The sequence below is a fragment of the Pseudomonas putida genome (assembly GCF_025905425.1).
Lineage (GTDB): Bacteria > Pseudomonadota > Gammaproteobacteria > Pseudomonadales > Pseudomonadaceae > Aquipseudomonas > Aquipseudomonas putida_AF.
Genome location: NZ_CP109603.1, coordinates 5,928,036 through 5,953,359 on the forward strand (window position 1 = coordinate 5,928,036; position 25,324 = coordinate 5,953,359).

Consider the following 25,324-nt stretch of genomic DNA (forward strand, 5'->3'; position numbering starts at 1 on the left):
GTAGAGAAAACCTCAGGCTGTCCCGTACCGCTTGCGCGCCTCGATCGCCAACCCGCTACCAATGCTGCCGAAGATATTGCCTTCCACATGCCGCGCATTAGGCAGCATCGCCGCCACGCTGTTACGCAGCGCCGGAATCCCGCTCGAACCGCCGGTAAAGAACACCGTATCCACCTGCCCTTCGCTCACCCCGGCCTTGTTCAGCAGCTCGCTGACGCTGCCGCGCACGCGCTCCAGCAGGCCATTGATGGCGTCTTCGAACACCGCGCGGGTCAGCTGTGCCGTCAGCTCAGGCTCTACCCGGCGCAGGTCGATGTGGCGGCTGTCGTGCTCGGTCAGCTCGATCTTGCTGGCTTCCACTTCCATCGCCAACCAGTGGCCAGCACGCTGCTCAATCAGCTGGAACAGGCGGTCGATACCCAGGGTGTCCTCGATGTCATAGCGCATGTTGCCCAAGGCCAGCTGCGACTTTTGCGAATACAGGGCGTTGATGGTGTGCCAGGTGGCCAGGTTCAGGTGGTAGCTGGTCGGCATCAACGCGCCGCTCTTCATCCGGCTGCCATAGCCGAACAGCGGCATCACGCCCTGTAGGCTCAGCTGCTTGTCGAAATCGGTACCGCCAATGTGCACACCGCCGGTGGCGAGGATATCGCTTTGGCGTTCGGCCACCAGGTGGCGCTCGGGCGACAGGCGGATCAGGGTAAAGTCGGAGGTACCGCCGCCGATATCGACGATCAGTACCAGCTCTTCACGGCTGATGCTCGACTCGTAGTCGAAGGCTGCGGCAATCGGTTCGTACTGGAACGACACGTCCTTGAAACCGATCTTGCGCGCCACGTCGGCCAGGGTGTCCTCGGCTTCCTGGTCGGCGGCCGGGTCTTCATCGACAAAAAACACCGGGCGACCCAGCACGACTTGCTCGAAGCTGCGCTCGGCGGCAGTTTCGGCGCGCTTTTTCAGCTCGCCGATAAACATGCCCAGCAGGTCCTTGAACGGCAGGGCGCTGCCCAGCACGCTGGTGTCGTGCTTGATCAGCTTGGAACCGAGCAGGCTCTTGAGCGAGCGCATCAGGCGGCCTTCGTAGCCTTCCAGGTACTCGTGCAACGCCAGGCGGCCATACACCGGGCGACGCTCCTCGATGTTGAAGAAGACCACCGAAGGCAGGGTGATCTTGCCGTCTTCCAGGGCAATCAGCGACTCGACACCGGGGCGGTGCCAGCCGACCGTGGAGTTGGAGGTGCCAAAGTCGATGCCAAGGGCGCGGGCCGGGGATACGTCAGACATGGGAAAAAAACTTCCGGAGGCAAAACGGCCGCGCAGTTTATGCCAGTTGGCAACAGAATCAAGACCAGTCGTCTGCCATGCAGCAATCCCAAGCGGGCCTTGAAAGGCTATGCTTGACCCCTATCTTCAGTTGCAACACGCAAATTCACATTGGTGATCCATAAATGGACTTCAAAGACTATTACAAGATACTCGGCGTAGAGCCCACGGCGGATGACAAGGCCATCAAGGCCGCGTACCGCAAGCTGGCACGCAAGTATCACCCCGATGTCAGCAAGGAGCGCGACGCCGAGGACAAATTCAAAGAGGCCAACGAGGCCTACGAAGTGCTGGGCGACGCGCAGAAACGTGCCGAATTCGACGAGATCCGCAAGTACGGCGGCCAGCATGGCCGGCCGTTCCAGGCACCGCCAGGCTGGGAAAACCGGGGCGGTGGTGCGGGCGGTGGTTTCGAAGGCGGCGACTTCTCCGACTTCTTCAGCTCGATTTTTGGCGCACGAGGGGGCAGCCCCTTTGGCGGCGCCCGGCAACAGCGCAGCGCAGGCAGGCGAGGGCAGGACGTGGAGCTGGAACTGGCGGTTTTCCTTGAGGAAACCCTGAGCAAGGAATCCAAGCAGATCAGCTTCCAAGTGCCGCAAACCAATGCCGCCGGGCAGCGCACCGGGTTCACCACCAAGACCCTGAACGTCAAGATCCCCGCCGGGGTGACCGACGGCGAGCGCATCCGCCTCAAGGGCCAGGGTGCACCAGGCAGTGGCGGCGGGGCCAATGGCGACCTGTTCCTGACCATTCGCATGGCACCGCATCCGCTGTTCGATGTCGAAGGTCATGACTTGATCATCACGGTGCCATTGGCACCGTGGGAGGCTGCGCTGGGCGCCAAGGTGGCGGTGCCGACCTTGGACGGCAAGATCAACCTGACCATCCGCCCCGACAGCCAGAGCGGCCAGCGCCTGCGTGTGCCGGGCAAGGGCCTGGCCAACAAGCACGGCGAGCGTGGCAACCTCTATGCGCAGCTCAAAGTGGTCATGCCGACTGCATCCGACGCGTCTACCCGTGAACTGTGGGCCAAGCTTTCCGAGACGGCCGCGTTCAACCCGAGGGCACAATGGAGTAAGTGATCATGAGCAGCACCCTGATCGTTCAACTGGACATGCGCACCCTTTGCCAGGAGGCCGACATCACGGCCGACTACGTGGTCGAGATCGTCGAGCACGGTATTGTTGAACCGAAAGGGCGAACGCCGGAGGACTGGCTGTTCGATGATCAGGCGCCGCTGCTGGCCAAGCGGGCGGCGAAGCTGCACCAGGAGCTGGAGCTGGAGTGGGAAGGCGTGGCGCTGGCGCTGGAGCTGTTGCAGGAAGTGCAGCAGTTGCGCAGTGAGAACAGCATGCTGAGGCAGCGGCTGGGGCGGTTTACCCAGATGTAGATGTGTTTGCCTGTCAGGGCCTCTTCGCGGGGCAAGCCCGCTCCCACAGTAACTCCACTCACTCTGAATGCAGTGGGGTACCTGTGGGAGATGCTCAAGCAGCGGCTGGGGCGGTTTACCCAGATGTAGATGTGTTTGCCTGTCAGGGCCTCTTCGCGGGGCAAGCCCGCTCCCACAGTTACTCCACTCAATCTGAATGCAGTGGGGTACCTGTGGGAGATGCTCAAGCAGCGGCTGGGGCGGTTTACACAGATGTAGATGTGTTTGCCTGTCAGGGCCTCCGCGGGGCAAGCCCGCTCCCACAGTTACTCCACTCAATCTGAATGCAGTGGGGTACCTGTGGGAGCGGGCTTGCCCCGCGAAGAGGCCGGTGCAGGCAGCATAAAGCTTAAGCGGGCTCAGCCCCTGGATTCAGCACCAACTGCATGAAGGTCAAATCCAGCCACCGCCCAAACTTCACCCCCACCTGCGGCATCTGCCCGGTCACCACGAACCCCAGCCGTTCGTGCAGGCGTACCGACGCCGCATTGCCACTTTCGATCGCCGCCACCATCACATGCTTGCCACAGCCCCGCGCGCGCTCGATCAATGCGACCATCAACTGCGGCCCCAGGCCTTTGCCGCGCTGGTCGCCACGAATGTACACCGAGTGCTCCACGGTGTGGCGAAACCCTTCGAACGGCCGCCAGTCGCCGAACGATGCATAGCCCAGCACGCCCGTCTCATCTACCGCCACCAGAATCGGGTAGCCCTGCTGTGCGCGGGCCTCGAACCAGGCCTGGCGGTTGGCCAGGTCCACCGGGGTTTCGTTCCAGATCGCCGTGGTGTTACGCACGGCGTCGTTGTAGATGTCGAGGATGCCCTGCACGTCGGCGGGCAAGGCGTCGCGAATTTCCTGGCTCATTGCAGCGTCTCACAAGGTTGATGGGCGCAGATTAAATGGTTACCAGCCCGCGTACACCTTCTGCCTGCATGTTTTCCCCGCGCCCGCGCTGGATGATCTCGCCACGGGCCATTACCAGATACTGGTCGGCCAGTGCTTCGGCGAAATCGTAGAACTGCTCCACCAGCAAGATGGCCATGTCGCCACGTTCGGCGAGGCGCCGGATGACCGCGCCGATTTCCTTGATCACCGAGGGCTGTATGCCTTCGGTGGGCTCGTCGAGGATCAACAGGCGTGGCCGGCTGGCCAGCGCTCGGCCAATGGCCAGCTGTTGCTGCTGGCCGCCGGACAAGTCGCCGCCCCGGCGCTGTTTCATTTGTTCGAGTACTGGGAACAATTCGTAGATGAAGGCGGGCACTTCACGGGCCTCGCGGGCGGGGAAGCGCGACAGGCCCATCAGCAGGTTTTCCTCGACGGTCAGGCGCGGGAAGATCTCGCGGCCCTGGGGCACGTAGGCAATGCCGGCCTGGACCCGTTGCTGGGGCTTGAGCGTGGTGATCGGCTTGCCTTCCCATTCGACGCTGCCTTCGCGGGCGGCGACCAGGCCCATCAGGCAGCGCAGCAGGGTGGTCTTGCCCACGCCGTTGCGGCCCAGCAGGCAGGTGACTTCGCCGACCTTGGCCTCGAAGGACAGGCCGCGCAGGATGTGGCTGCCGCCGTAGTATTGGTGCAGGGTGTCGATTTTGAGCATGAGAGTGTTCCTGTTTTTTACTCTGGCTGCACCGGCCCTTTCGCGGGGCAAGCCCGCTCCCACAGGTACACCACAGTGCCCAAATCCAGTGGTGTACCTGTGGGAGCGGGCTTGCCCCGCGAAAGGGCCGGCACAGGCTGCGAAGATCATCGGCCCAGGTACACCTCGACCACGCGTTCATCCGCCTGCACCTGCTCCAGCGAGCCCTCCGCCAGCACGCTGCCCTGGTGCAGCACTGTCACATGGTCAGCAATGCTGCCGACAAACCCCATGTCATGCTCCACCACCATCAGCGAATGCTTGCCGGCCAGGCCCTTGAACAGTTCAGCGGTGAATTCGGTCTCGGCATCGGTCATGCCGGCCACCGGCTCGTCGAGCAGCAACAGTTGCGGCTCCTGCACCAGCAACATGCCGATCTCCAGGAACTGCTTCTGGCCGTGGGACAGCAGCCCAGCCTGGCGCTGCGCCAGAGGCTGCAAGCGCAGGGTGGCGAGCACCGCGTCAATGCGCTGCTGCTGCTCACCACTCAAACGCGCGGCCAGGCTGGCCCACACCGACTTGTCGGCCTTCAGCGCCAGCTCCAAGTTCTCGAACACCGTCAGCGCTTCGAACACCGTCGGTTTCTGGAACTTGCGGCCGATACCGGCCTGGGCGATCTGGTATTCGCTCATGCGGGTGAGGTCGAGGGTGTCGCCAAAGAATGCGCTGCCGGTGTCGGGGCGGGTCTTGCCGGTGATCACGTCCATCATGGTGGTCTTGCCCGCGCCGTTGGGGCCGATGATGCAGCGCAACTCGCCTACGCCGATGTACAGGTTGAGCGCGTTAAGGGCCTTGAAGCCATCGAAGCTGACGCTGATGCCTTCCAGGCTCAGCACCGTGCCGTGGCGGGTGTCCAGGCCCGCTGTGCGGCGGCTGCCCAGGCCGATGGCGTCACGGCCGCTGCCGAGGTTGTCGAACACCGGTTCAAGCATGAACTCCGGGTGCACAGGGGGCACGCCTCTCATGGCTGGCTCCTTTTCTTCAGCATGCCGACCACGCCCTTGGGCAGGTACAGGGTGACGAGAATGAACAGCGCACCGAGGAAAAACAGCCAGAACTCGGGGAACGCCACGGTGAACCAGCTCTTCATGCCATTGACCAGGCCGGCGCCGAGCAGCGGGCCGATCAACGTGCCACGCCCGCCCAGGGCGACCCACACCGCGGCTTCGATGGAGTTGGTCGGCGACATTTCGCTGGGGTTGATGATGCCCACCTGAGGCACGTACAGCGCGCCGGCCAGGCCACACAGCACGGCGCTGAGCACCCACACCAGCAGTTTGAAACCGCGCGGGTCATAGCCGCAGAACATCAGGCGGTTCTCGGCGTCACGCACGGCGGTGAGCAAGCGGCCGAATTTGCTTTGGGTCAGGCGCCAGCACAGGTACAGGCTGGCCAGCAGCAGGCCGACGGTGAGCAGAAACAGCACCGCGCGCGTGCCTTGCGCGGCAATGTCGAAGCCGAGAATGGTGCGAAAACTGGTGAAGCCGTTGTTGCCGCCAAACCCCGTTTCGTTGCGAAAGAACAGCAGCATGCCGGCGAAGGTCAGGGCCTGGGTCATGATCGAGAAGTACACGCCCTTGATCCGCGAGCGGAAGGCGAAAAAGCCGAATACCAGTGCCAGCAAGCCCGGCGCCAGCACCACCAGGCACATGGCCCAAGCAAAGTGCTGGGTGCCGGCCCAGTACCAAGGCAGTTCGGTCCACGACAGGAAGGTCATGAAGCCCGGCAGCCCGTCCCCAGCGGCCTGGCGCATCAGATACATGCCCATGGCGTAGCCGCCGAGGGCAAAGAACAGACCGTGGCCCAGCGACAGCAGCCCGGCATAGCCCCAGACCAGGTCCAGGGCCAGCGCGACGATGGCGTAGCAGAGGATCTTGCCGACCAGGGTCAGGGTGTAGGCCGAGACTTGCAGCGTGTGGTCCGCCGGCAGCAGCGATAGTAACGGCAGCGCCAGCAACAGCAGGACGACGACGGCGCCGATGGCCAGCGACAGGCGCGGCCCGGCTTTTTGCGAAGCGGTGACAAGCAGTGGCTGGTTCATCAGTCGATTACCCGTCCCTTGAGGGCGAACAGGCCTTGCGGGCGCTTCTGGATGAACAGAATGATCAACGCAAGGATGAGGATCTTGCCAAGCACCGCACCGATCTGCGGCTCCAGCAGCTTGTTGGCTATCCCTAAGCCGAAGGCGGCCCAGAGGCTGCCGGCCAGTTGCCCGACACCGCCGAGCACCACCACCAGGAACGAGTCGATGATGTAGCTCTGGCCCAGGTCCGGGCCAACGTTGCCGACTTGGCTCAGGGCCACACCACCGAGCCCGGCGATGCCCGAACCCAGGCCGAAGGCGAGCATGTCGACGCGCCCGGTGGACACGCCACAGCAGGCGGCCATGTTGCGGTTCTGGGTCACTGCGCGCACGTTCAGGCCAAGCCGCGTGCGGTTGAGCAGCAGCCAAGTGAGCAACACCACGGCGAGGGCGAAGCCGATGATCACCAGGCGGTTGTACGGCAGCACCAGATTGGGCAGCAGTTGAACACCCCCGGACAACCACGCCGGGTTGCTGACTTCGACGTTCTGCGCGCCGAACAGCAGGCGGATGGCCTGGATCAGGATCAGGCTGATTCCCCAGGTCGCCAACAGGGTTTCCAGTGGGCGGCCGTAAAGGTGACGGATCACTGTGCGTTCCAGCGCCATGCCGACCCCGGCGCTGACGGCGAAGGCCACGGGCAGGGCAATCAGCGGGTAGAACTCGATCGCGCCGGGGGCGTAGCGCTGCAGCAGCACCTGGACCATGTAGGTGCTGTAGGCGCCGAGCATGAGCATCTCGCCATGGGCCATGTTGATCACCCCGAGCAGGCCGAAGGTGATCGCCAGGCCTAAGGCCGCCAGCAGCAGGATCGAGCCCAGCGACAGGCCGCTGAAGGCCTGGCCGAGCAGTTCGCCGACCATGAGTTTGCGTTTGACCTGGGCCAGGCTGGTTTCAGCGGCGGTGCGCACGGCTGCGTCGGTTTCCGCGTCGGGTTGCAGCAGGGCCTCCAGGCGCGTGCGGGCGACCGGGTCGCCGGTCTCGCCCAGCAGGCGCACGGCGGCCAGACGTACAGCAGGCTCGCTGGCGCCCAGTTGCAGGTTGGCCAAGGCCAGGCCGAGGGCGGCGTGTACCGCTGCGTCCGGTTCGTTGGCAAAGCGGCGGTCGAGGAAGGCCATCTGTGCAGGCTGCGCGCTCTTTTGCAGTTGCTGGGCGGCGGCCAGGCGTGTGTCGTGGTTGTCGCTGAGCAGTTGGTGGCTGGCCAGCGCGTTGTCGATCAGGCCGCGCAGGCGGTTATTCAGGCGCACCTTGCGGGTGTCGCCTTCGGCGATGCGGCCCTGGCGCAGGTTGTCCAGCAGCGGTAGGCGCGCGGCATCGGGTTGCGCCGCCCAGCCTTCGAGCAAACGGGCTTGCTCGGGGGGCTTGGCGGTGAGGAAGAATTCGCCCTCGCTGGCCTGGGTTGCCAGGGGTATGAGCAGGAGCAGGGTGAGCAGGAGTCTGAGCATGCGAGTAATCCTGGAAATCGGCGGTGGATTCTTCGCGGGACAAGCCCGCTCCCACAGTGGACCTGTGTAAAGCAATCCCTGTGGGAGCGGGCTTGCCCCGCGAATGGGCCGCAAGGCGGCCCCATGCACTCAGTTACCTTTCACTGCATAGTCCGGGCGTTTGTCGTTACCCGGAATGAACGGGCTCCAAGGCTGTGCGCGCAATGGCTGCTCGGTTTCCCAGACCACGCTGAACTGCCCGTCATCCTGGATCTCGCCGATCATCACCGGCTTGTGCAGGTGGTGGTTGGTCTTGTCCATGGTCAGGGTGAAACCGGACGGGGCCTGGAAGCTCTGGCCAGCCAACGCCTCGCGCACCTTGTCGACATCGGTGGACTGGGCTTTCTCGGCCGCCTGCGCCCACATGTGGATGCCCACGTAGGTGGCCTCCATCGGGTCGTTGGTCACGGCTTTGTCAGCGCCGGGCAGGTTCTTGGCTTTGGCGTAGGCCTTCCAGTCGGCGACGAACTTCTGGTTGACCGGGTTATCCACCGACTCGAAGTAGTTCCACGCCGCCAGGTGGCCCACCAGCGGCTTGGTGTCGATGCCGCGCAGCTCTTCTTCGCCTACCGAGAACGCCACCACCGGCACGTCGGTGGCCTTCAGGCCCTGGTTGGCCAGCTCCTTGTAGAACGGCACGTTGGAGTCGCCGTTGACGGTGGAGATGACTGCCGTTTTGCCGCCGGCGGAGAACTTCTTGATGTTGGCGACGATGGTCTGGTAGTCGCTGTGGCCGAATGGCGTGTAGACCTCTTCGATGTCCTTGTCGGCTACGCCTTTGCTGTGCAAGAAGGCGCGCAAGATCTTGTTGGTGGTGCGCGGGTAGACGTAGTCGGTGCCCAGCAGGAAGAAACGCTTGGCGCTGCCGCCGTCTTCACTCATCAGGTATTCCACGGCAGGGATGGCCTGCTGATTAGGCGCGGCGCCGGTGTAGAAAACGTTCGGCGACATCTCTTCGCCTTCGTATTGCACCGGGTAGAACAGCAGGCCGTTGAGCTCTTCGAACACCGGCAGCACTGACTTGCGCGACACCGAGGTCCAGCAGCCAAATACCACCGCCACCTTGTCCTGGGTCAGCAGCTGGCGGCTCTTCTCAGCGAACAGCGGCCAGTTGGACGCTGGGTCGACCACCACCGCTTCGAGCATCTTGCCGTTCACCCCACCCTTGGCGTTGATCTGCTCGATGGTCATCAGCGCCATGTCCTTGAGCGACGTTTCGGAAATGGCCATGGTCCCCGACAGCGAATGCAGGATGCCGACCTTGATGGTCTCGGCGGCCTGAATGCTCCAGCTAAGGCCCATCGCCGCAATCGATGCGCTGAGGGTAAAGGCCTTGATCAGACTGCGACGCTTCATGTGCTCTCTCCGCTGAGTTTTTATCGTGTTGGCCAAGCGGGAGGGGCGTTGCAAGGGGTGTGCCGAGTGGCAGAAGGTGCGAAATAGAGAGGCTGTGCGAGGAAATAGGGCGTGGAGAAGGCCCAGGATGGTGCCTGAATGATTCGCGTGCACAGCATTGGGGCCGCGCGGCGGCCCCAGTGTTATCAGCCGTTACGCACCGCCGTGCGTGGATGGCGCTTGCTGCGCACACCCTGGTAGGTCACTGCCAGCAGCACGAACCAGATCGGCGTAACCAGCAAGGCCGAGCGGGTGTCCGCCTCCAGGCTCAGCAGCACCAGAATGCCGGCAAAGAACGCCAGGCACACGTAGCACATGAAGCGCCCGCCGGGCATTTTGTACTTCGACGCTTGGTGCAGTGCAGCACGGCGTTTGCGGTAGCTGAGGTACGACAGCAGGATCAGCGTCCAGACGAACATGAACAGCACCGCCGACACCGTGGTGATCAGGGTAAACGCCTCGACCACGTCGGGAATCAGGTAGATCAGCACCGCGCCCAGCAACAGGCAAGTGCAGGAGAAATACAGGCCGTTGGCCGGTACCGCGCGGCTCGACAGTTTTTCCAGTGCCTTGGGCGCGTCACCTTCCTGGGCCAGGCCATAGAGCATGCGGCTGGTGGAGAACACGCCACTGTTGGCCGACGAGGCTGCCGAGGTCAGTACCACGAAGTTGATGATGCTGGCCGCTGCCGGCAGGCCGGCCAGCACGAACAGCTCGACGAACGGGCTCTTGCCCGGTACCACGTCGCGCCATGGGGTCACGGCCATGATCGCGATCAGCGCCAGCACGTAGAACATGATGATACGGATCGGGATCGAGTTGATCGCCCGTGGCAGCGTGCGCTCGGGGTTCTTCGCTTCGGCGGCGGTGGTGCCGACCAGTTCGATACCGACAAAGGCGAACACGGCAATCTGGAAACCGGCGAAGAAGCCCATCAGGCCGTTGGGGAACATGCCGCCGTCATTCCACAGGTTGGCCAGTTGCGCGGTGCGCCCGCTCGGCGATTCGAAGCCGGTGATGACCATGTACAGGCCGGTGGCGACCAGGCCGAGGATGGCGACGATCTTGATCAGGGCGAACCAGAACTCCATCTCACCGAACATTTTCACGGTCACCAGGTTCAGTGACAAAAGCACTGCCACGCAGGTTAGCGCGGGTATCCACTGCGGCAGGTCCGGGAACCAGAATTGCGTGTAGGCGGCGATCGCGACCACGTCGGCGATACCGGTGACTACCCAGCAGAACCAGTAGGTCCAGCCGGTGAAGTAGCCGGCCCAGGGGCCGAGCAGGTCTGCCGAGAAGTCGATGAACGACTTGTAGTTGAGGTTCGACAGCAGCAGTTCGCCCATGGCGCGCATGACGAAGAACAGCATGAAGCCGATGATCATGTAGACGAAGATGATCGATGGGCCGGCGAGGCTGATGGTCTTGCCCGAGCCCATGAACAGGCCGGTGCCGATGGCGCCGCCGATGGCGATGAGCTGAATGTGGCGGTTGGTCAGGTTGCGCTGCAGATGCTGCTCTTCAGCGGGCGGGGAAGAGGTCCGGGTCATTGGCTGCATTCCATTGAGGGTCAGTCTTTTTTTGTGAAAGCCAAGTAGGCTAACACGGGCGTCCCAATTCGGGGCGCGACAGATCGACACGACCTTTGCGGTGCAGCGCCTGGCCTCTTCGCGGGGCAAGCCCGCTCCCACAGCAACGCGAGACCTGTGGGAGCGGGCTTGCCCCGCGAAGAGGCCGGTATGCTCAATACTGCAATCAGGCGCTGGCCATCACCCTACGCCGCACCATCAAGCTGTCCACCCCCCACATCACCACCATCGATACCCCCACCAGCGGGAACATCACCCCCAGCGCCACCATCACCCCAACAGCCGTTTTCCAGCGCGGCAAGTCATGACGCAGCGGCGGCACACCCAGCCCGCCCGCGGGCCGGCGTTTCCACCACATCACCAGGCCACTGACCGAACCCAGCAGGATCATCAGACACACCAGCAGAATGATGATCTGGTTAAACGCCCCGAACATCTTGCCTTCGTGCAGCATCACGCCCAGTTCGGTAGCCCGTGCAACCGGGCTGTAATCCTGCCAGCGCACGTCGGCCAGTACCTTGCCGGTGTACTGATCGATATGCAGGGTGGCGTCGTTGCGCGGGTCGTCAGCGAATACCGCGACGGTGAACACACCGTCTGCCGTCGTCGGCAAGGTGATGCTGTAGCCCGGCGCCACCTGGCGCGCAGTGGCAATGTCCTCGACCTGTTGCACGCTCACCTGCGGCGCCGCCGGGGCGTTCGACATCATGTGATGCCCGGCATGTTCGGCATGTGCGCCGGACTGCGGCATGGGGGTGTTCTCCACCGCCCAAGGCACGGTCTGACGATGGGCGCTGTTGAGCTCCCGGGCCTGCTGGTCGGATTTGGGCACGTCGTTCCACATCGCTGCCGGGAAGCGGTTCCACAAATCGGCATACTGCTTGCCCCACATGCCCGTCCAGGTCATGCCACTGAGCAGCATCAACAGCAGCAGGGCCGAGCCCCAGAACCCCGTCACCGCATGCAGGTCACGCCACAGCAGCCGACCGCGCGCGGAAAAACGCGGCCACAGCACGCCAGCGCTGCTGCGCCCGCGTGGCCACCAGAGATACAAGCCGGACACCACCAGCACAATGCCCCAGCCCGCGGCCAGCTCCACCAGGCGATCGCCCACCGTGCCAACCATCAATTCGCCATGCAGGGCGCGGGCAACCGCCTGCAAGTTCTGTTTGCCATCCTGCTCACCGAGCAGCTTGCCGCTGTAGGGGTCGACGAACACGTTCAGTTCGCGCCCGCCGTCATGCACCACGAACTGCGCGCTGCGCTCGGCATCGAGGGGCGGCAGGTATTGGCCGACATGGCCTTGCGGATACGCCTGGCGTACCTCGGCGAGCAGGGTGTCTGCGGCCTGTCGGTGGTGGCCGGCTTCGACCACCATCAAGTCGCGGTACAGCAGCGGGTCGAGCTGCGGCTTGAACAAGTAGATGATCCCGGTGATCGCCAGCAGGATCATGAACGGGGCGACGAACAGCCCCGCGTAAAAGTGCCAACGCCAGGCCAGGTTGTAGAAAGACACGCGTGTTCCGCTCATGGGAACCTCCTGTTTGACCAGGTGAGGGGCGCGACCGTAGCCGCGCCCATTGTTATTGTCAGAAGCTGAAATCGACCTTGGTCCAGAAGGTCCTGCCTGGCTCGTTCACCGGCTGTGGGTCTGTGGCCGGGTAGCCGAACCCGGCGTTCCCGGCCAGGTTCAAGTGCTCGGCGTAGGTTTTGTCGAACAGGTTGTCGACCCCTGCGCTGAGCTTGAGGTTGTTGTTCACCTTGTAGGCACCATTGAGCGAGAACACGCCGAAGCCTGCGCTCTTGTCGTAGTCCTTGCCGACTACGTTGCCCTGGTTTTCGGCGATGCGGTTTTGCGCGGCCACCAGCCGCCACAGCGCACCGACACTCCAGACGTCGCGGCTGTAGGTCAGGCCCAGACGGCTCTCCAGGGGTGGCATTTGCGGTAGCGCTTTGCCATCACTGCTGTTCTTGCCCCAAGCGTAGGCCAGGGTAGCGTCGGCCTTCCAGTTTTCGCTGAGCTTGTAAGCGGCACCCAGCTCGCCGCCCATGATGCGGGCGTCGATGTTCTGGGCCTGGGAGGTGCTCATGCCCATCATGCCGGTGCGGTAGTCGAACAGGATGTAGTCACGGATCTGCCCGACATAACCCGAGGCCCAGGCTTCCAGGCGCGCGTCGCGGTACTGGATGCCGAAGTCGAGCTGGGTGGTCTTCTCTGGCTTGATGCCGTCGAAGGCATTGGCCGCGCCGGCTGGCGCCAGCTTGGGCGAGAACAGCTCCCAGTAGTCGGGGAAGCGCTGGGCGTGGCCGAGGCCGATGTAGGTGGTGGCCGGGATCGCTGCCAGGTCGTGCTCGTAGCGGATGAAGCCGCTGGGCAGTGTATCGGCGCGGGTATCGCCTTCGGTGGCGACGCCTTGGCGAAAATCACGGGCCGAGGCACGGTCGAGGCGGGCGCCGGAGATCAGCCGGTCTTCGCCGCTGACGTACCAGGTCAGCTCGCTGAAGGCACCGTAGTTATGGAAGTCGGCATCTTTGGTCCACGCCTGGCCCTTGTGCGCATCGACGCCCATGCCACCGCGCTTGCGATGCTCGTTGGTCTGCGCATCGATGCCGCTGACCAGTTGCACGTCAGCCCAGCGCCAGGTCGCCTTGACCCTGGCGCCCATGGTGCGGCGGTCGACGTTGCTGACCATCGGCATGCCCATCATGCCGCTGCCGGAGGGCGTGCGCAGGCTGTAGTTGTCCATCACGTGGTCGGCGTAGTTGTAGTAGACCTGTGCCTCGACCTTGTCGAGCACCTCGCCGAGGTTGGACTTTTCGAAGCGCAGCCCCAGGCTCTCGCGCTTGAACTGCGAGCCGTCCATGCCGCGCCCGGCATAGCGTGCTTCGCCATCGCCCTTGCCGGCGGTGAGTTCCAGCAGGGTGTCCGGGTCGGGTGTCCAGCCGAGGGCTACATCGCCGTTCCATTTGTCCCAGCGCGACGGCACGGTGTCATCGTTGCCGTCGTGGTAGTCGTCCGAGCGCGACTGGTTGCCGACGAAGCGGGCATAGCCTTGGCTGTTGCCGGCGGCGGCGTCGAGTACCTTGTCGAAGCGGCCATTGGAGCCGGCCAAGAGGCTTGCGTTGACACGGCTGCCCAGGGTACCGAACTTTTCCGGCTCGCGTTCGAAGAGGATGGTCCCGGCGGAACCGCCAGGGCCCCAGATCACGCTTTGCGGGCCTTTGATCACGGTCAGGCGGTCGTAGGTTTCCGGCGAGATGTACGAGGTCGGTGCGTCCATGCGGTTAGGGCAGGCACCCAGCATGACGCCGCCATTGGTGAGGATGTTCAGGCGCGAACCGAACATGCCGCGCAACACCGGGTCGCCGTTGGTACCGCCGGAGCGGATAGCCGAGAAACCAGGGATGGTCTTGAGGTAATCGGCACCGTCGCTGGCAGGTACGGGTTGGCGTGGGTCTTTCGGGTTGGTGACCACGGTCAGCGGCGAGCTGGGCGCCACGGCGGTGATCACCGTCGGGCTCAGTTCGGGCGCGTCGTGCACGTGGCCTTCATGGCCAAGGTCGGTGGCCAGGGCCATGGGCGCAATCAGCGAACCGCACAGGGCGGCGATGGTCCCGCGCAGGGACAGGGCAAAAACAGGGGTGCAGCCAGACATAATGATTCCAGTCGATCAGTCATGGGTGTGCGCGAAGCCTCCTGGCTCCGTGCGGACAATGTGGTTTCAGACGCTGATCGAGGAAGGCGGCGCGCGGCTGCGCGCGCCAGGGAATACAGCCTGCCGGGCATGCCCCTGGCGCGTGGGGGCAATCAGGTGGGTGGAGGGGGCTACGACGCCGGCACTGAGCGGGCTGAGGGTTTGTGGCAGTGCGGGGCAGTTGAACAGCAGGCTGCAGTAGCCGCACTTTTCCCACATCACATGCAGCTGGCCGTCGTCGCCATGGCCGTGATGCGAGTCTGCGCCATGCTCATGCTCGGTGGACATCGACATGTCCATCGGCATGCTCATGCCGGCGTGGTGATCCATCGGCATCGACTGGGAAATCAGCGGGCCGATGAAGATCATCCACATGGCGAACAGGCTCAGCCAGCTGCCACCGACGCGCCTGCGTTCAGGGCGGGTGGTACGGCTGGTGCTGTTGCGCGGCAGGCTCATGACGAGTGCCTGTCAGCTAATGGTCAGTGCGCGTGTTCGTGGGCCTGGGGCTGGCCCGAGGGCGCCTCTTTCTGCACGGCGACTTCGACGGTGACGTCACCGGCTTTCTCGAAGTGCAGAGTCAAAGGGAAACGCTTGCCGTCGCTGAGCAGGCTGCGGTCCTTGGGCTGCATCAGCATCACGTGGTAGGCGCTAGGGGCGAAGGTCACGTCCTTGCCGGCGGGCACCACCACGTTGGGCACCTGTTGCATCTTCATGGTGCCGCTGGCTGTCATGGCGTGCTCGTGCAACTGGGCGTCATCGCTGATGGGGCTGTCGACACTCAGCAGGCGGTCATCGGCCTGGCCATTGTTGTGCACGACGAAATACGCGGCGACGTTGGGGGCATTCGGTGGCAGTTGCAGCGACCAGGGGTGCGCGATGTGCAGGTCGCCCACGGTGTATTCGTGGGCTGTGGCGAAGGCGCTGGGCAGCAGCAGGGCGGCCACGACGAGAGCTTGCTTGAGCATGGTGAGTCTCCGATCTGTTCAGGTTCAGGCAGACAGCGTGAGTAACTCAGACCAGGGGAGAGGCACGGGGATTGAGCGCGGGCCATAACTGGCGCGGCGTGGGTTGGTAGTCGGCAAGCTGCGGCGAATGCCCCGCGGTCATTGTCGGCGGGTTGTGCAACTGCGGCGGGTAGCCCGGTAAAGCCAGCAGCGGCGCGGCACCGGAGCAGCACCAGCAGTTCATCATGCTGGCGCTGTCATCGCTTTGCGGGCCGAGGTCGATTTTGGCCAGGGCCTGGACGTCGACTTTGGCCTTGTTGGCCATGCTGGAACAGAAAGCCCCCCACAGCAACTGCTCTGCCGGGCCCTTGGGCGCGGCAGAGGACAGCGGCATGGCCAGCAGGTTGAACAGCACTGCTAGGCAGGCTATCCAGGCAATGTGCCGACGTGGGGGCATGGAGAGATCCGGTCAGGAATCGTGGCGGGTATTGTAAGGCGGAGTATAGGTAAAAAAGGCGGGGTGCGGTGAAGTGACGCAGTTGGTGGTGGTTTCTGGGGCTGCTCTGCAGCCCATTCGCGGGACAAGCCCGCTCCCACAGGCACAGCGCTGACCTCTGGAGTTGCGCAGTTCCTGTGGGAGCGGGCTTGTCCCGCGAATGGGCCGCAGAGCAGCCCCGACATTCTCAAGCCTTGTTGCGGCCCATCAAGCCGCGCACGGTCTCCTGCAGGTCCGCTGGCAACACCACGACTTTGGCATTGTCGCTGCTGGCCAGGTTCTCCATCGCCCCGATGTACCGTTCGCCCAGCAAGTACATGGCCGGCACGGTCTCGTTACCCACCGCCTCTTTTACCAGCGAGATCGCCCGCGCCGAAGCCTCGGCCAGGTTGATCTGCGCCTCGGCATCCAGCTTGGCCGATTGCAGGCGTGCTTCGGCTTCGAGGATCGCCGCCTGTTTGGCACCTTCGGCGCGGGTCACGTCGGCCTTGCGCTCACGCTCTGCTGCCGCCTGGCGCTCCATGGCCAGTTGCATGTTCTCGGATGGCTTGATGTCCTGGATTTCCACCGAGCGCACGGTCACGCCCCAGTCTTCGGTCTGCTCGGACATCGCCTCGCGCAGGCGGGCCTTGATCTGCTCACGGCTGGACAAGGCTTCGTCCAGGTCCATGGCACCGACGATGGCACGCAGCGAAGTCATGGTCAGGCTGGTGACGGCGAAGGAGAAGTTCTGTACGCCGTAAGAGGCCTTCTGCGGGTCGACCACCTTGGCGAAGCACAGGGCATTGGCAACGATCACCGCGTTGTCCTTGGTGATGATTTCCTGCTGCTGCACATCGAGGATGATGTCTTTGGTGGGCAGGCGATAAGCGACCACGTCCACGTAGGGAATGACGATGTTCAGGCCGGGCTTGAGGGTGTTGTTGTAGCGGCCCAGGCGCTCGACGATCCATTCTTCGCCCTGAGGCACGATGCGCACCCCCTTGAACACGGTGATCAGGACGAACAGGGCGAGGGCGCCCACGACGATAAGGCTGGTCATGATACGAACTTCCTTTTTGTACGGATTCAGGCCCGGATGACGCGGGCGGTATTGCCTTCGATGGCGGTAAGGCGCACACGCTCGCCGGACGGGATGTCAGTGTCGGCGACGCAGGTCCATTCCTCATTGCCGAGGATCGGCTTCTGGAAACGCACGCGGCCTTTCTGAAACTCGGAAACGCTGGCGGTCAGCAGGCCGACTTCACCGATCACGCTGTCGGCTGTCCAGCGCACATCTGGCTTTTTGCGCCGAAACACTTTGAACCACAGCGCAGTGGTGGCTGAAGAAAGCAGCACCCACAGCAGCATCTGCATATCCAGTTGCAGGCTGGGCGCGGCGAGCGAGATGAGCGAAACCAGCACGGCACCGATGCCGAACCAGAGAATGAAGAACGTGGGCAGGACCAGTTCGAGCAGGGTCAGCGCGATACCGAAGACCAGCCAGATCCACCATTGCATGTCCATATGAATGAAGCCTTCCGGGGGAGAGGGCTGAAGTCTAAGGCAGAGGGGCCGCCATAGGCTATTCAAGCGGCATGTGAACCGTCTGAACTTCGTGTCAGAAAAGGGGAGTTGCCCAGCGCCTGCCGCAGCGTTAGCCGTTGGGGCTGAGTGCTGCAGTCAAATCAGCAGGTGAGCTGAATGTCCGATCGACTCCCAGAAGTTCCGGCCGGCGCAGAATCAACACCGGCACCCCTAGCTCCCGCGCCACGTCCAGCTTTGGCTCGGTCGCTACGCTGCCGCTGTTCTTGCTGATCAGCACATCGATCTTGCGGCGCGCGAACAACGCACGTTCGTCTTCAATGCGGAAGGGCCCGCGTGCGCCGATCACTTCGCAGCGTTCGTTACCGGGGCAGGCCTCCAGTGCGCGCAAGGTCCAGAACTGCTCCGGCGGGATCTCTGCCAGATGTTGTAGCGGCTCACGCCCCAGCGTGAACAGCGGTCGCCGGAACGGCGCGAGTGCTTCGATCAGCCCCGCCCAGTCGTCCACTTCGCGCCAATCGTCACCCGGCTGTGCCTGCCAGGCGGGGCGGCGTAGCGCCCAGCAGGGAATACCTGCGCTACGCGAGGCAATGGCGGCGTTGCGGCTGATTTGCGCGGCATAGGGGTGGGTGGCATCGATCAGCAGGGTGATGCCCGCCTCACGCAGGTACTGGGCGAGGCCTTCAGCACCGCCATAGCCGCCGACCCGTACCTGGCAGGTCAGGTCCTGCGGTACGCGGCCGATGCCCGCCAGGCTGTAGATGTGCTGCGGGCCCAACTGGCGGGCGATGGCCAGGGCTTCGGTGACGCCGCCCAGCAGCAGGATGCGCGCGGTCATTGCACACCTGCCTGGCCGACGATGCCACCTTGGCGGTCGATGGCGAACACCTCTACTTGCACCTGCGGCGGCACCACGCTGCGGGCGAAGGCCAGCGCGTGTGCGCAAACGGCGTCGCCCAGGGCGATGCCAGCGGCATGCGCCAGCGCCAGGGCTTGCTGGCTGGTGTTGGCGGCGATGATCGCGGCCTGAAGGTTTGCGTCGGCGCCGATATCCGCCGCCCAGCCGGCCAGTTGTGGCAGGTCGATGCTCGAATGGCGGCTGTGCAGGTCCATGTGCCCGGCGGCAAGCTTGCTGATCTTGCCGAACCCCCCGCACAGGCTCAGGCGCGGCACCGGTACCTTGCGCAGGTGCTTGAGCACCGCGCCGACGAAGTCGCCCATTTCGATCAGGGCGATTTCCGGCAGGCCGTAGACCCGGCGCATGGTGTCTTCGCTGGCGTTGCCGGTGCAGGCGGCGATGTGTGTGTAGCCGTTGGTGTGGGCGACGTCGATACCTTGATGGATCGAGGCGATGTAGGCCGCGCAGGAAAACGGCCGGACGATGCCGCTGGTACCCAGGATCGACAGCCCGCCGAGGATGCCCAGGCGCGGGTTCATGGTTTTGAGTGCCAGCAGTGCTCCGCCCTGCACATTGACCGTTATTTCAAAGCCGCCGTGGTAGGCACACTCCTCCGCCAGGCGTTGCAGGTGTTCGCCTATCATGCGCCGGGGCACCGGGTTGATGGCTGGTTCGCCCACCGCCAGCACCAGCCCGGGGCGTGTCACGGTACCGACGCCTTCGCCGGCAACGAAGCGCACGCCGGGCTCCGCCAGCAAACGGACCTGGCTGAACAGCAGGGCACCATGGGTCACATCCGGGTCGTCGCCGGCGTCCTTGAGGGTGCCCGCTTCGGCACGTTCGCCCTCGCGACGGCAAAACTCCAGGCGCATCTGCACCACCTTGCCCTTGGGCAGGGTGATGCTCACTGCATCGCTGCAGACGCCGGTCAGCAACAGACGCGCCGCCGCGAGGCTGGTGGCGGTGGCGCAGCTGCCGGTGGTCAGGCCGCTGCGCAGCGGTGCGGGCTGTTCGTGGGTTTCTTCACGCATCGGCGGGCTTCACCACGTCCAGCAAGGTGATCGGCAGTGCCTGGCGCCAGGTGTCAAACGCCCCCAACGGCTGTGCCTGGGCAACATGAACCCGGGTCAGTTCGCCACCGTGACGTTCGCGAAAAAGCGCCAGGGTCAACTCGCTTTGCAGGGTTACCGCGTTGGCCACCAGCCGCCCACCGGGGCGCAGGCGCTGCCAGCACAGGTCGAGTACGCCTTCACGTGTCACCCCGCCACCGATGAAGATCGCATCGGGCTGCTCAAGGCCTGCCAGCGCCTCGGGCGCCTTGCCGCGGACCAGTTGCAGGCCGGGCACGCCCAATGCATCGCGATTGTGTTCGATAAACCCCTGGCGCCCTTCGTCGGCCTCGATGGCCAGCGCACGGCAGGCGGGGTGGGCGCGCATCCACTCGATGCCGATCGACCCACAGCCTGCGCCCACGTCCCACAGCAGCTCGCCGGGTTGTGGCGCGAGGCGGGCCAGGGTGATAGCGCGGACATCGCGCTTGGTCAGTTGGCCGTCATGCTCGAAGGCGGTGTCCGGCAGCCCGGCTACCCGTGCCAGGCGCGGTGCATTGGGCGCGGCGAGGCACTCGATGGCCACCAGGTTGAGCGCTGCAACCTGAGCGTGAGGCCAGTCCTGGGCGCTGCCCGCCCGTTCACGTTCCTCGGTGCCACCGAGGTGTTCGAACACGCGCAGGCGGCTTGGCCCGAAGCCACGCTCGCACAGCTGTGCGGCAATTGCGGCGGGGCTGTCACCGTCGTTGCTCAGCACCAGCAGGCGAGCACCGCTGTGCAGGTGCACATTGAGCGCCGCCAGCGGGCGGGCGACCACCGACACCACCTGCACATCCTGCAGCGGCCAGCCCAGTCGGGCGGCGGCCAGGGCGCAAGAGGACGGCATCGACAGCACCCGCATCTCGCTGGCGGGCACCTGGCGTGCCAGGCTGGCACCGACGCCGTAGAACATCGGGTCGCCGCTGGCCAGCACGCAAATGGGTTCGCCGCGCTGGGCGAGCACGGGCGCCAGAGAGAACGGGGTTGGCCAGCTTAGCCGCTCGCCGACCACGCAGCGCGGCAGCAAGGCCAGTTGGCGAGGGCTGCCGAAGATCCGCGAAGCGCCCAGCAGGGCACGCCGGGCCTGCTTGCCAAGGCCATTGAAGCCGTCTTCACCGATGCCTACTACTGTCAGCCAGGGTGCCATGTGTTTCAATCCGCCATTTCTGGGGCCGCTTCGCGCCCCTTCGCGGGCAAGCCCGCTCCCACAGGTGCAGCGTGATCCCTGTAGGGGCGGGCTTGCCCGCGAAGGGGCACGAAGCGGCCCCGGGTAAACAATAAGCTCGACCACCGGCTTTTCATGCCGCCGGACAAAGCAGGCATAATACCGCGCCTTCTACACTCAAGCGCACTTTCACAGATTGCCGGACACCCCTTTGAAGCAGGCTCATCCCTCCGACGTTTCACCTCGCCCCTCGGCTTGCCCGGGGTTGTGGCGCATCGTCAGTGCCCTTGACGGCGGGATTTGCCGGATCAAGCTGCCGGGCGGTCTGCTGCTGGCCGATCAGGCCGATGCGGTGGCCGAGGCCGCCGAGTGTTTCGCGGGCGGGGTGATCGAGGCCACCAACCGCGGCAACTTGCAGATCCGCGGTATCGGCAACGACCATGGCGGCCTGGTCGCCAGGCTGCTCGCTGCCGGCCTGGGCCCGCGCGATGCCGCCGGTGACGATGTGCGCAACCTGATGCTCAGCCCGCTGGCCGGGCATGATCCGGCCATGTTGCTGGATGCCCGGCCGCTGGCAGGGCAGATCCTCGACATGCTGGAACGCACACCGCGTTTTCACCAGTTGTCGGCCAAGTTCGCCGTGCAACTGGATGCCGGCGAAGGCCTGGCGATGCTCGAACATCCTCATGATCTGTGGCTTTCGGCCCTGCATCTGGAACACCAGACGTGGTTGGCGTTCGGCTTGGCGGGCTGCCCGGCCGACGCTCAGGTGCTCGGTGCGGTGCCGTTGGCGCAGGGCCTGGCGCTGGTACGTGCGGTGCTGGAGCGTTTCCTTGACCTGGCGTCTGCGCAGCAATCGCGCATGCGCCAGTTGCTGGAAAACTGTTCGGCCAGTGTTTTCGTCGAAGGGCTCGGCCTGGACATCCGTCGCGATGCCGCCGTGCTCCAGTGGCGTCGCCCGCACAGCCAGCCCACATGGCTGGGTGTGCTGCCACAGGGCCACGGCCTCGCCCTGGGTGTGGCCCCGCCACAGGGCCGGTTGACCCCAGCGATGCTGCGAGGTGCCGCGCGCATCGCCCGCCACCTGGGTGACGGCAGCCTGCGCCTGAGCCCTTGGCAAAGCCTGGTGCTGACCAACCTCGACCCAGGCCATATCGAGCAGGCCCAGGGCCAACTGTCCGCATTGGGCCTGCTTTGCCACAGCCATGAGCCGCTGGCCCGTATCAGCGCCTGCACCGGCAGCCGTGGTTGCGCCAAGGCCCAGGGCGAGACCAAGGCCGATGCCGTGGCCTTGGCCGCGCTGCTGGGCCCTGGCGTGCCAGGCAGCGTGCACCTGTCCGGCTGCCCCCGATCTTGCGCCGTGGCCCATGTTGCCCCGGCCACCTTGCTGGCCCGTTCACCGGGCCGTTACGACTTGTATGTGCGCGATGCGCGCCTGCCGGGCTTTGGCGCCCTGCGCGGCATCGACCTCACCTTGAACGAAGCAGGCGCCATGCTCGACCTGCCGACGGAGCACCTTGATGATTGACTACATCCGCGATGGTCAGGAGATCTATCGCAATTCCTTCCGGATCATCCGTGAGGAAGCCCGACTCGAGCGGATACCCGCAGACCTCGAAAAACTCGCTGTACGCGTGATCCATGCCTGCGGCATGGTCGACGCCATCGATGGCCTGCAGTTCTCCGAAGGCGCTGGCCGGGCCGGGCGTGAGGCGCTGCTTAACGGCGCGCCGATCCTGTGCGATGCGCACATGGTCGCCGAAGGCATCACCCGGGCCCGCCTGCCAGCAGACAACAAAGTCATTTGCACCCTGCGCGACCCAAGCGTGCCAGGCCTGGCCAAGGACGCCGGCAATACCCGTTCCGCCGTGGCCCTGGAGCTGTGGCGGCCGTACCTGGAAGGCAGCGTGGTGGTGATCGGCAACGCCCCGACAGCACTGTTCTACCTGCTGGAAATGATCGACGCCGGCGCACCCAAGCCTGCGCTCATCCTCGGCTTCCCGGTTGGCTTCGTCGGTGCCGCAGAATCCAAGGCCATGCTCGCCGCCGACAGCCGTGGCGTGCCGTTTGTGATCATGCAAGGCCGCCTGGGCGGTAGCGCGATGGCCGCTGCTGCGGTCAACGCCCTTGCCACGGAGGTGGAATGATGGCGCCACGTGGACGTCTGCTCGGCCTGGGCGTAGGCCCCGGCGACCCTGAATTGATCACCGTCAAAGCGCTGCGCCTGTTGCGCGAGGCGCCGGTGGTTGGCTACTTCGTGGCCAAGGGCAAGCGCGGCAACGCGTTCGGCATCATCGAGGCGCACCTGCAGCCAGAGCAAACCTTGCTGCCGCTGGTCTACCCGGTCACCACCGAGGCCCTGCCGGCACCGCTGTCCTATGAACAGGTGATCAGCGACTTTTACGATGAAGCCAGCGTGCAGGTTGCCGAGCATCTGGATGCCGGCCGCGACGTGGCGGTGATCTGCGAGGGCGACCCGTTCTTCTACGGCTCCTACATGTACCTGCATGACCGCCTGGCGCAGCGCTATGAGGCTGAAGTGATTCCCGGCGTCTGCTCGATGCTCGGGGGCGCCTCGGTGCTCGGCGCGCCGTTGGTGTACCGCAACCAGAGCCTGTCGGTGCTGTCGGGCGTGCTGCCGGCCGAGGAGCTCAAGCGGCGCCTGGCCGATGCCGATGCAGCGGTGATCATGAAGCTTGGCCGCAACTTCCCCAAGGTGCGTGGCGTGCTGGCCGAACTGGGCCTGGACGGGCGTGCGCTGTATGTCGAGCGCGCGACCATGGCCAACCAGAAGATCGTGCCGCTGGCGGACGTCGACCCGCAGTCGTCGCCGTACTTCTCGCTGATCATCGTGCCGGGTGAAAAATGGCAGGGATGAGCATGCACAAGGCGCCGGCAATCGTCATTCTGGGCCCCGGCAGCCTGGCCACGGCGCAGCGTATCCAGCAGCGTTATCCACAGGCAGTGATTCATGGCCTGAGTGGCCGGGTCGAGGGCGCCGATCAGTCTTATGCCTCGTTTGGCGACACCCTGCGCGCGCTGTATCAGCAGGACACCCCGATCATCGCCTTGTGCGCCGCCGGTATCGTCATCCGCAGCTTGGCCTGCGTGCTCAGCGAGAAAGGCGTCGAGCCGCCCGTGTTGGCGGTGGCGGAGGATGGCAGCGCGGTCGTGCCACTGCTCGGTGGCTTGAGTGGTGTAAACGTGATGGCGCGCGAGATTGGCGAGGCACTTGGCGTGGCGGCTGCGATCACCACCAGTGGCGAGCTGCGCTTTGGCACCTGCCTGCTGAACCCGCCACAGGGCTATGCCCTGGCGGATATCGAGCAAGGCAAGCGTTTTGTCTCCGACCTATTGGCCGGCGAGACGGTGCGCGTCGAAGGGGATGCGCCTTGGCTGGATCAGGCGCAACTGCCTGCCAGCGAGTCGGCCCAGCGTACCATTCATGTTGGCCATCAGGCGCGCCCGAGCAATCGGGACGAGTTGCTGATCCATCCTCGGTCGGTGGTGGTTGGCGTCGATACCGGCAACCTGCAGAGCATTCGCGCAGCACTGCAGGATGCGGGCATTGCCGAGCAGTCGCTGGCCTGCTTGCTGGCGGGCGAGCTCGCCATGGCCGATACAGCCTTGCACGAGGCTGCACAGGCCCTTGGCGTGGCGCTGCGTTTTGCGGCCAAGCCTGGCGATTTGCGCGGCATGGTTGCCCAGGCGCTGCCAGAGGCACAGTTGATCGAGCAGGCGGATGCAGTCATCGCCGTAGCTTCGGCCCCCGTGGATGCCGAGCAGGTCGGCCGCCGCCGTGGCCGGTTGGCAGTGATCGGCCTTGGCCCTGGCGCGGCCGAATTGATGGTGCCGGCGGTCAAAGCCGAACTGGCACGCGCCCAGGACATTCTCGGCTACGAAACCTACGTGCGCATGGCCGGGCCGTTCCGTGCCGACCAGGTGCAGCATTGCACCGATAACCGCGAAGAGATGCAGCGCGCACGCCATGCCTTCGAGCTTGCTGCACAAGGGCGTTCGGTGGTGGTGGTGTCGTCGGGGGACCCGGGTGTGTTCGCCATGGCCGCGGCCGTGCTCGAAGCGCTGCACGCATCCAGCGACCCGGCCTGGCATCGGGTCGATCTGGAGATTCTGCCGGGTGTTTCGGCTTCGCTGGCAACCGCCGCCCAGGCCGGGGCACCGCTGGGGCATGACTTCTGTGTGATGTCGCTGTCGGACAATCTCAAACCTTGGTCAGTTATCGAGCAGCGCCTGGACCTGGCCGCTCAAGCCGACCTTGTGTTGGCGTTCTACAACCCGATTTCCCGGTCACGGCCGTGGCAGCTGGGGTGTGCCCTGGACATCGTGCGCCGGCACCGAAATGGGACAACGCCTGTAGTCCTTGGCCGCGACATCGGTAGGCCTGGGCAGACGCTCAAGGTCGTCTCCCTGGCCGAGCTGGTGCCAGAAATGGTCGACATGCGCACCATGGTCCTGCTGGGCTCTTCCACGACCTGCCAGTTCCCGAGGGCCGATGGCACGCAGTGGGTGTACACCCCGCGTTGGTACCCGACAGCCAATTGAGGCACCGA

The 25,324-nt window shown here is 64.7% G+C and carries 24 protein-coding genes; 6 read left to right on the top strand and 18 right to left on the bottom strand.

Annotation, left to right across the window (positions count from 1 at the left end):
* Nucleotides 1-12: 12 nt before the first annotated feature.
* The gene (locus tag OGV19_RS26670) at nucleotides 13-1,284 is read right to left on the bottom strand and encodes an Hsp70 family protein (protein WP_264311393.1); all 1,272 of its coding nucleotides are present in this window, start codon (nucleotides 1,282-1,284) and stop codon (nucleotides 13-15) included.
* Between the two features lie 164 nt (nucleotides 1,285-1,448).
* Between OGV19_RS26670 and cbpA the strand changes: the two genes are divergently transcribed.
* Nucleotides 1,449-2,405, top strand: a complete 957-nt coding sequence (cbpA, locus tag OGV19_RS26675; protein WP_264311394.1) for a curved DNA-binding protein — start codon at nucleotides 1,449-1,451, stop codon at nucleotides 2,403-2,405.
* Nucleotides 2,406-2,407: 2 nt separating this feature from the next.
* Nucleotides 2,408-2,713, top strand: coding sequence for a chaperone modulator CbpM (locus OGV19_RS26680; protein WP_264311395.1), 306 nt, complete (start codon nucleotides 2,408-2,410; stop codon nucleotides 2,711-2,713).
* A gap of 388 nt (nucleotides 2,714-3,101) precedes the next feature.
* Here the strand turns inward: OGV19_RS26680 and OGV19_RS26685 are convergent, their stop codons facing one another.
* The 17 genes from OGV19_RS26685 to cbiE all read right to left on the bottom strand — a co-directional run bounded on the left by OGV19_RS26685 (nucleotide 3,102) and on the right by cbiE (nucleotide 20,735).
* Nucleotides 3,102-3,617 (bottom strand): GNAT family N-acetyltransferase, encoded by a 516-nt coding sequence (locus OGV19_RS26685; protein ID WP_264311396.1) that lies wholly within the window; start codon nucleotides 3,615-3,617, stop codon nucleotides 3,102-3,104.
* A 31-nt stretch (nucleotides 3,618-3,648) separates the two neighbouring features.
* Nucleotides 3,649-4,347: an urea ABC transporter ATP-binding subunit UrtE gene (urtE, locus tag OGV19_RS26690; protein WP_264311397.1), complete on the bottom strand. Its 699-nt coding sequence runs from the start codon at nucleotides 4,345-4,347 to the stop codon at nucleotides 3,649-3,651.
* Nucleotides 4,348-4,493: 146 nt separating this feature from the next.
* A complete protein-coding gene (gene urtD / locus OGV19_RS26695) occupies nucleotides 4,494-5,351 on the bottom strand; it encodes an urea ABC transporter ATP-binding protein UrtD (protein WP_264311398.1) in 858 nt (285 codons plus the stop codon).
* Nucleotides 5,348-6,427 (bottom strand): urea ABC transporter permease subunit UrtC, encoded by a 1,080-nt coding sequence (gene urtC, locus OGV19_RS26700; protein ID WP_264311399.1) that lies wholly within the window; start codon nucleotides 6,425-6,427, stop codon nucleotides 5,348-5,350. Before urtC ends, urtD begins: the two co-directional genes overlap by 4 nt.
* On the bottom strand, nucleotides 6,427-7,914 hold the full coding sequence (gene urtB, locus OGV19_RS26705) for an urea ABC transporter permease subunit UrtB (protein WP_264311400.1): 1,488 nt from the start codon (nucleotides 7,912-7,914) through the stop codon (nucleotides 6,427-6,429). Before urtB ends, urtC begins: the two co-directional genes overlap by 1 nt.
* A gap of 129 nt (nucleotides 7,915-8,043) precedes the next feature.
* A complete protein-coding gene (gene urtA, locus OGV19_RS26710) occupies nucleotides 8,044-9,309 on the bottom strand; it encodes an urea ABC transporter substrate-binding protein (RefSeq protein ID WP_264311401.1) in 1,266 nt (421 codons plus the stop codon).
* 185 nt (nucleotides 9,310-9,494) lie between these two features.
* Entirely contained in the window at nucleotides 9,495-10,901 is a 1,407-nt protein-coding gene (gene cycA / locus OGV19_RS26715) for a D-serine/D-alanine/glycine transporter (RefSeq protein ID WP_264311402.1), read from the bottom strand.
* A 205-nt stretch (nucleotides 10,902-11,106) separates the two neighbouring features.
* On the bottom strand, nucleotides 11,107-12,471 hold the full coding sequence (locus OGV19_RS26720; protein ID WP_264311403.1) for a PepSY-associated TM helix domain-containing protein: 1,365 nt from the start codon (nucleotides 12,469-12,471) through the stop codon (nucleotides 11,107-11,109).
* Between the two features lie 58 nt (nucleotides 12,472-12,529).
* Entirely contained in the window at nucleotides 12,530-14,596 is a 2,067-nt protein-coding gene (locus OGV19_RS26725; RefSeq protein ID WP_264311404.1) for a TonB-dependent copper receptor, read from the bottom strand.
* Between the two features lie 66 nt (nucleotides 14,597-14,662).
* Nucleotides 14,663-15,094 carry a DUF2946 domain-containing protein gene (locus tag OGV19_RS26730; RefSeq protein ID WP_264311405.1) on the bottom strand — a complete coding sequence of 144 codons (432 nt, stop codon included), beginning with the start codon at nucleotides 15,092-15,094 and terminating at the stop codon, nucleotides 14,663-14,665.
* 23 nt (nucleotides 15,095-15,117) lie between these two features.
* A complete protein-coding gene (locus tag OGV19_RS26735; RefSeq protein WP_264311406.1) occupies nucleotides 15,118-15,603 on the bottom strand; it encodes a copper chaperone PCu(A)C in 486 nt (161 codons plus the stop codon).
* Between the two features lie 46 nt (nucleotides 15,604-15,649).
* Entirely contained in the window at nucleotides 15,650-16,039 is a 390-nt protein-coding gene (locus OGV19_RS26740) for a DUF2946 domain-containing protein (protein ID WP_264311407.1), read from the bottom strand.
* 226 nt (nucleotides 16,040-16,265) lie between these two features.
* Complete coding sequence (locus OGV19_RS26745; RefSeq protein ID WP_264311408.1) at nucleotides 16,266-17,120, bottom strand: SPFH domain-containing protein; 855 nt, start codon at nucleotides 17,118-17,120, stop codon at nucleotides 16,266-16,268.
* A gap of 26 nt (nucleotides 17,121-17,146) precedes the next feature.
* Entirely contained in the window at nucleotides 17,147-17,584 is a 438-nt protein-coding gene (locus tag OGV19_RS26750; protein ID WP_264311409.1) for an NfeD family protein, read from the bottom strand.
* A gap of 130 nt (nucleotides 17,585-17,714) precedes the next feature.
* Nucleotides 17,715-18,440 carry a cobalt-precorrin-6A reductase gene (locus OGV19_RS26755; RefSeq protein WP_264311410.1) on the bottom strand — a complete coding sequence of 242 codons (726 nt, stop codon included), beginning with the start codon at nucleotides 18,438-18,440 and terminating at the stop codon, nucleotides 17,715-17,717.
* Nucleotides 18,437-19,531 (bottom strand): cobalt-precorrin-5B (C(1))-methyltransferase, encoded by a 1,095-nt coding sequence (locus OGV19_RS26760; RefSeq protein WP_264311411.1) that lies wholly within the window; start codon nucleotides 19,529-19,531, stop codon nucleotides 18,437-18,439. Before OGV19_RS26760 ends, OGV19_RS26755 begins: the two co-directional genes overlap by 4 nt.
* Nucleotides 19,524-20,735: a precorrin-6y C5,15-methyltransferase (decarboxylating) subunit CbiE gene (cbiE, locus tag OGV19_RS26765; RefSeq protein ID WP_264311412.1), complete on the bottom strand. Its 1,212-nt coding sequence runs from the start codon at nucleotides 20,733-20,735 to the stop codon at nucleotides 19,524-19,526. The genes OGV19_RS26760 and cbiE overlap by 8 nt, the downstream gene beginning before the upstream one ends.
* Before the next feature lie 214 nt (nucleotides 20,736-20,949).
* Between cbiE and cobG the strand changes: the two genes are divergently transcribed.
* Genes cobG through cobJ form a run of 4 tightly spaced genes read left to right on the top strand, consistent with a single transcriptional unit; the run spans nucleotide 20,950 to nucleotide 25,316 of the window.
* A complete protein-coding gene (cobG, locus tag OGV19_RS26770) occupies nucleotides 20,950-22,281 on the top strand; it encodes a precorrin-3B synthase (protein ID WP_319026023.1) in 1,332 nt (443 codons plus the stop codon).
* Entirely contained in the window at nucleotides 22,274-22,900 is a 627-nt protein-coding gene (locus OGV19_RS26775) for a precorrin-8X methylmutase (RefSeq protein WP_016489386.1), read from the top strand. Before cobG ends, OGV19_RS26775 begins: the two co-directional genes overlap by 8 nt.
* Nucleotides 22,897-23,631, top strand: coding sequence for a precorrin-2 C(20)-methyltransferase (locus tag OGV19_RS26780; protein ID WP_264311414.1), 735 nt, complete (start codon nucleotides 22,897-22,899; stop codon nucleotides 23,629-23,631). Before OGV19_RS26775 ends, OGV19_RS26780 begins: the two co-directional genes overlap by 4 nt.
* Complete coding sequence (gene cobJ, locus OGV19_RS26785; RefSeq protein WP_264311415.1) at nucleotides 23,619-25,316, top strand: precorrin-3B C(17)-methyltransferase; 1,698 nt, start codon at nucleotides 23,619-23,621, stop codon at nucleotides 25,314-25,316. The genes OGV19_RS26780 and cobJ overlap by 13 nt, the downstream gene beginning before the upstream one ends.
* Nucleotides 25,317-25,324: the final 8 nt, after the last annotated feature.

Excerpts from the sequence above, each read along its gene's own strand:
- OGV19_RS26735 (WP_264311406.1), bottom strand. The coding sequence starts at position 15,603 with ATGCTCAAGCAAGCTCTCGTCGTGGCCGCCCTGCTGCTGCCCAGCGCC.
- OGV19_RS26740 (WP_264311407.1), bottom strand. The coding sequence starts at position 16,039 with ATGCCCCCACGTCGGCACATTGCCTGGATAGCCTGCCTAGCAGTGCTG.
- cobJ (WP_264311415.1), top strand. The coding sequence starts at position 23,619 with ATGGCAGGGATGAGCATGCACAAGGCGCCGGCAATCGTCATTCTGGGC.
- OGV19_RS26760 (WP_264311411.1), bottom strand. The coding sequence starts at position 19,531 with ATGCGTGAAGAAACCCACGAACAGCCCGCACCGCTGCGCAGCGGCCTG.
- OGV19_RS26685 (WP_264311396.1), bottom strand. The coding sequence starts at position 3,617 with ATGAGCCAGGAAATTCGCGACGCCTTGCCCGCCGACGTGCAGGGCATC.
- urtC (WP_264311399.1), bottom strand. The coding sequence starts at position 6,427 with ATGAACCAGCCACTGCTTGTCACCGCTTCGCAAAAAGCCGGGCCGCGC.
- cbiE (WP_264311412.1), bottom strand. The coding sequence starts at position 20,735 with ATGGCACCCTGGCTGACAGTAGTAGGCATCGGTGAAGACGGCTTCAAT.
- OGV19_RS26720 (WP_264311403.1), bottom strand. The coding sequence starts at position 12,471 with ATGAGCGGAACACGCGTGTCTTTCTACAACCTGGCCTGGCGTTGGCAC.
- urtE (WP_264311397.1), bottom strand. The coding sequence starts at position 4,347 with ATGCTCAAAATCGACACCCTGCACCAATACTACGGCGGCAGCCACATC.
- cycA (WP_264311402.1), bottom strand. The coding sequence starts at position 10,901 with ATGACCCGGACCTCTTCCCCGCCCGCTGAAGAGCAGCATCTGCAGCGC.
- urtA (WP_264311401.1), bottom strand. The coding sequence starts at position 9,309 with ATGAAGCGTCGCAGTCTGATCAAGGCCTTTACCCTCAGCGCATCGATT.
- OGV19_RS26755 (WP_264311410.1), bottom strand. The coding sequence starts at position 18,440 with ATGACCGCGCGCATCCTGCTGCTGGGCGGCGTCACCGAAGCCCTGGCC.
- urtB (WP_264311400.1), bottom strand. The coding sequence starts at position 7,914 with ATGCTCAGACTCCTGCTCACCCTGCTCCTGCTCATACCCCTGGCAACC.
- OGV19_RS26670 (WP_264311393.1), bottom strand. The coding sequence starts at position 1,284 with ATGTCTGACGTATCCCCGGCCCGCGCCCTTGGCATCGACTTTGGCACC.
- urtD (WP_264311398.1), bottom strand. The coding sequence starts at position 5,351 with ATGAGAGGCGTGCCCCCTGTGCACCCGGAGTTCATGCTTGAACCGGTG.
- OGV19_RS26745 (WP_264311408.1), bottom strand. The coding sequence starts at position 17,120 with ATGACCAGCCTTATCGTCGTGGGCGCCCTCGCCCTGTTCGTCCTGATC.
- OGV19_RS26750 (WP_264311409.1), bottom strand. The coding sequence starts at position 17,584 with ATGGACATGCAATGGTGGATCTGGCTGGTCTTCGGTATCGCGCTGACC.
- OGV19_RS26730 (WP_264311405.1), bottom strand. The coding sequence starts at position 15,094 with ATGAGCCTGCCGCGCAACAGCACCAGCCGTACCACCCGCCCTGAACGC.
- OGV19_RS26780 (WP_264311414.1), top strand. The coding sequence starts at position 22,897 with ATGATGGCGCCACGTGGACGTCTGCTCGGCCTGGGCGTAGGCCCCGGC.
- OGV19_RS26680 (WP_264311395.1), top strand. The coding sequence starts at position 2,408 with ATGAGCAGCACCCTGATCGTTCAACTGGACATGCGCACCCTTTGCCAG.
- OGV19_RS26775 (WP_016489386.1), top strand. The coding sequence starts at position 22,274 with ATGATTGACTACATCCGCGATGGTCAGGAGATCTATCGCAATTCCTTC.
- OGV19_RS26725 (WP_264311404.1), bottom strand. The coding sequence starts at position 14,596 with ATGTCTGGCTGCACCCCTGTTTTTGCCCTGTCCCTGCGCGGGACCATC.
- cbpA (WP_264311394.1), top strand. The coding sequence starts at position 1,449 with ATGGACTTCAAAGACTATTACAAGATACTCGGCGTAGAGCCCACGGCG.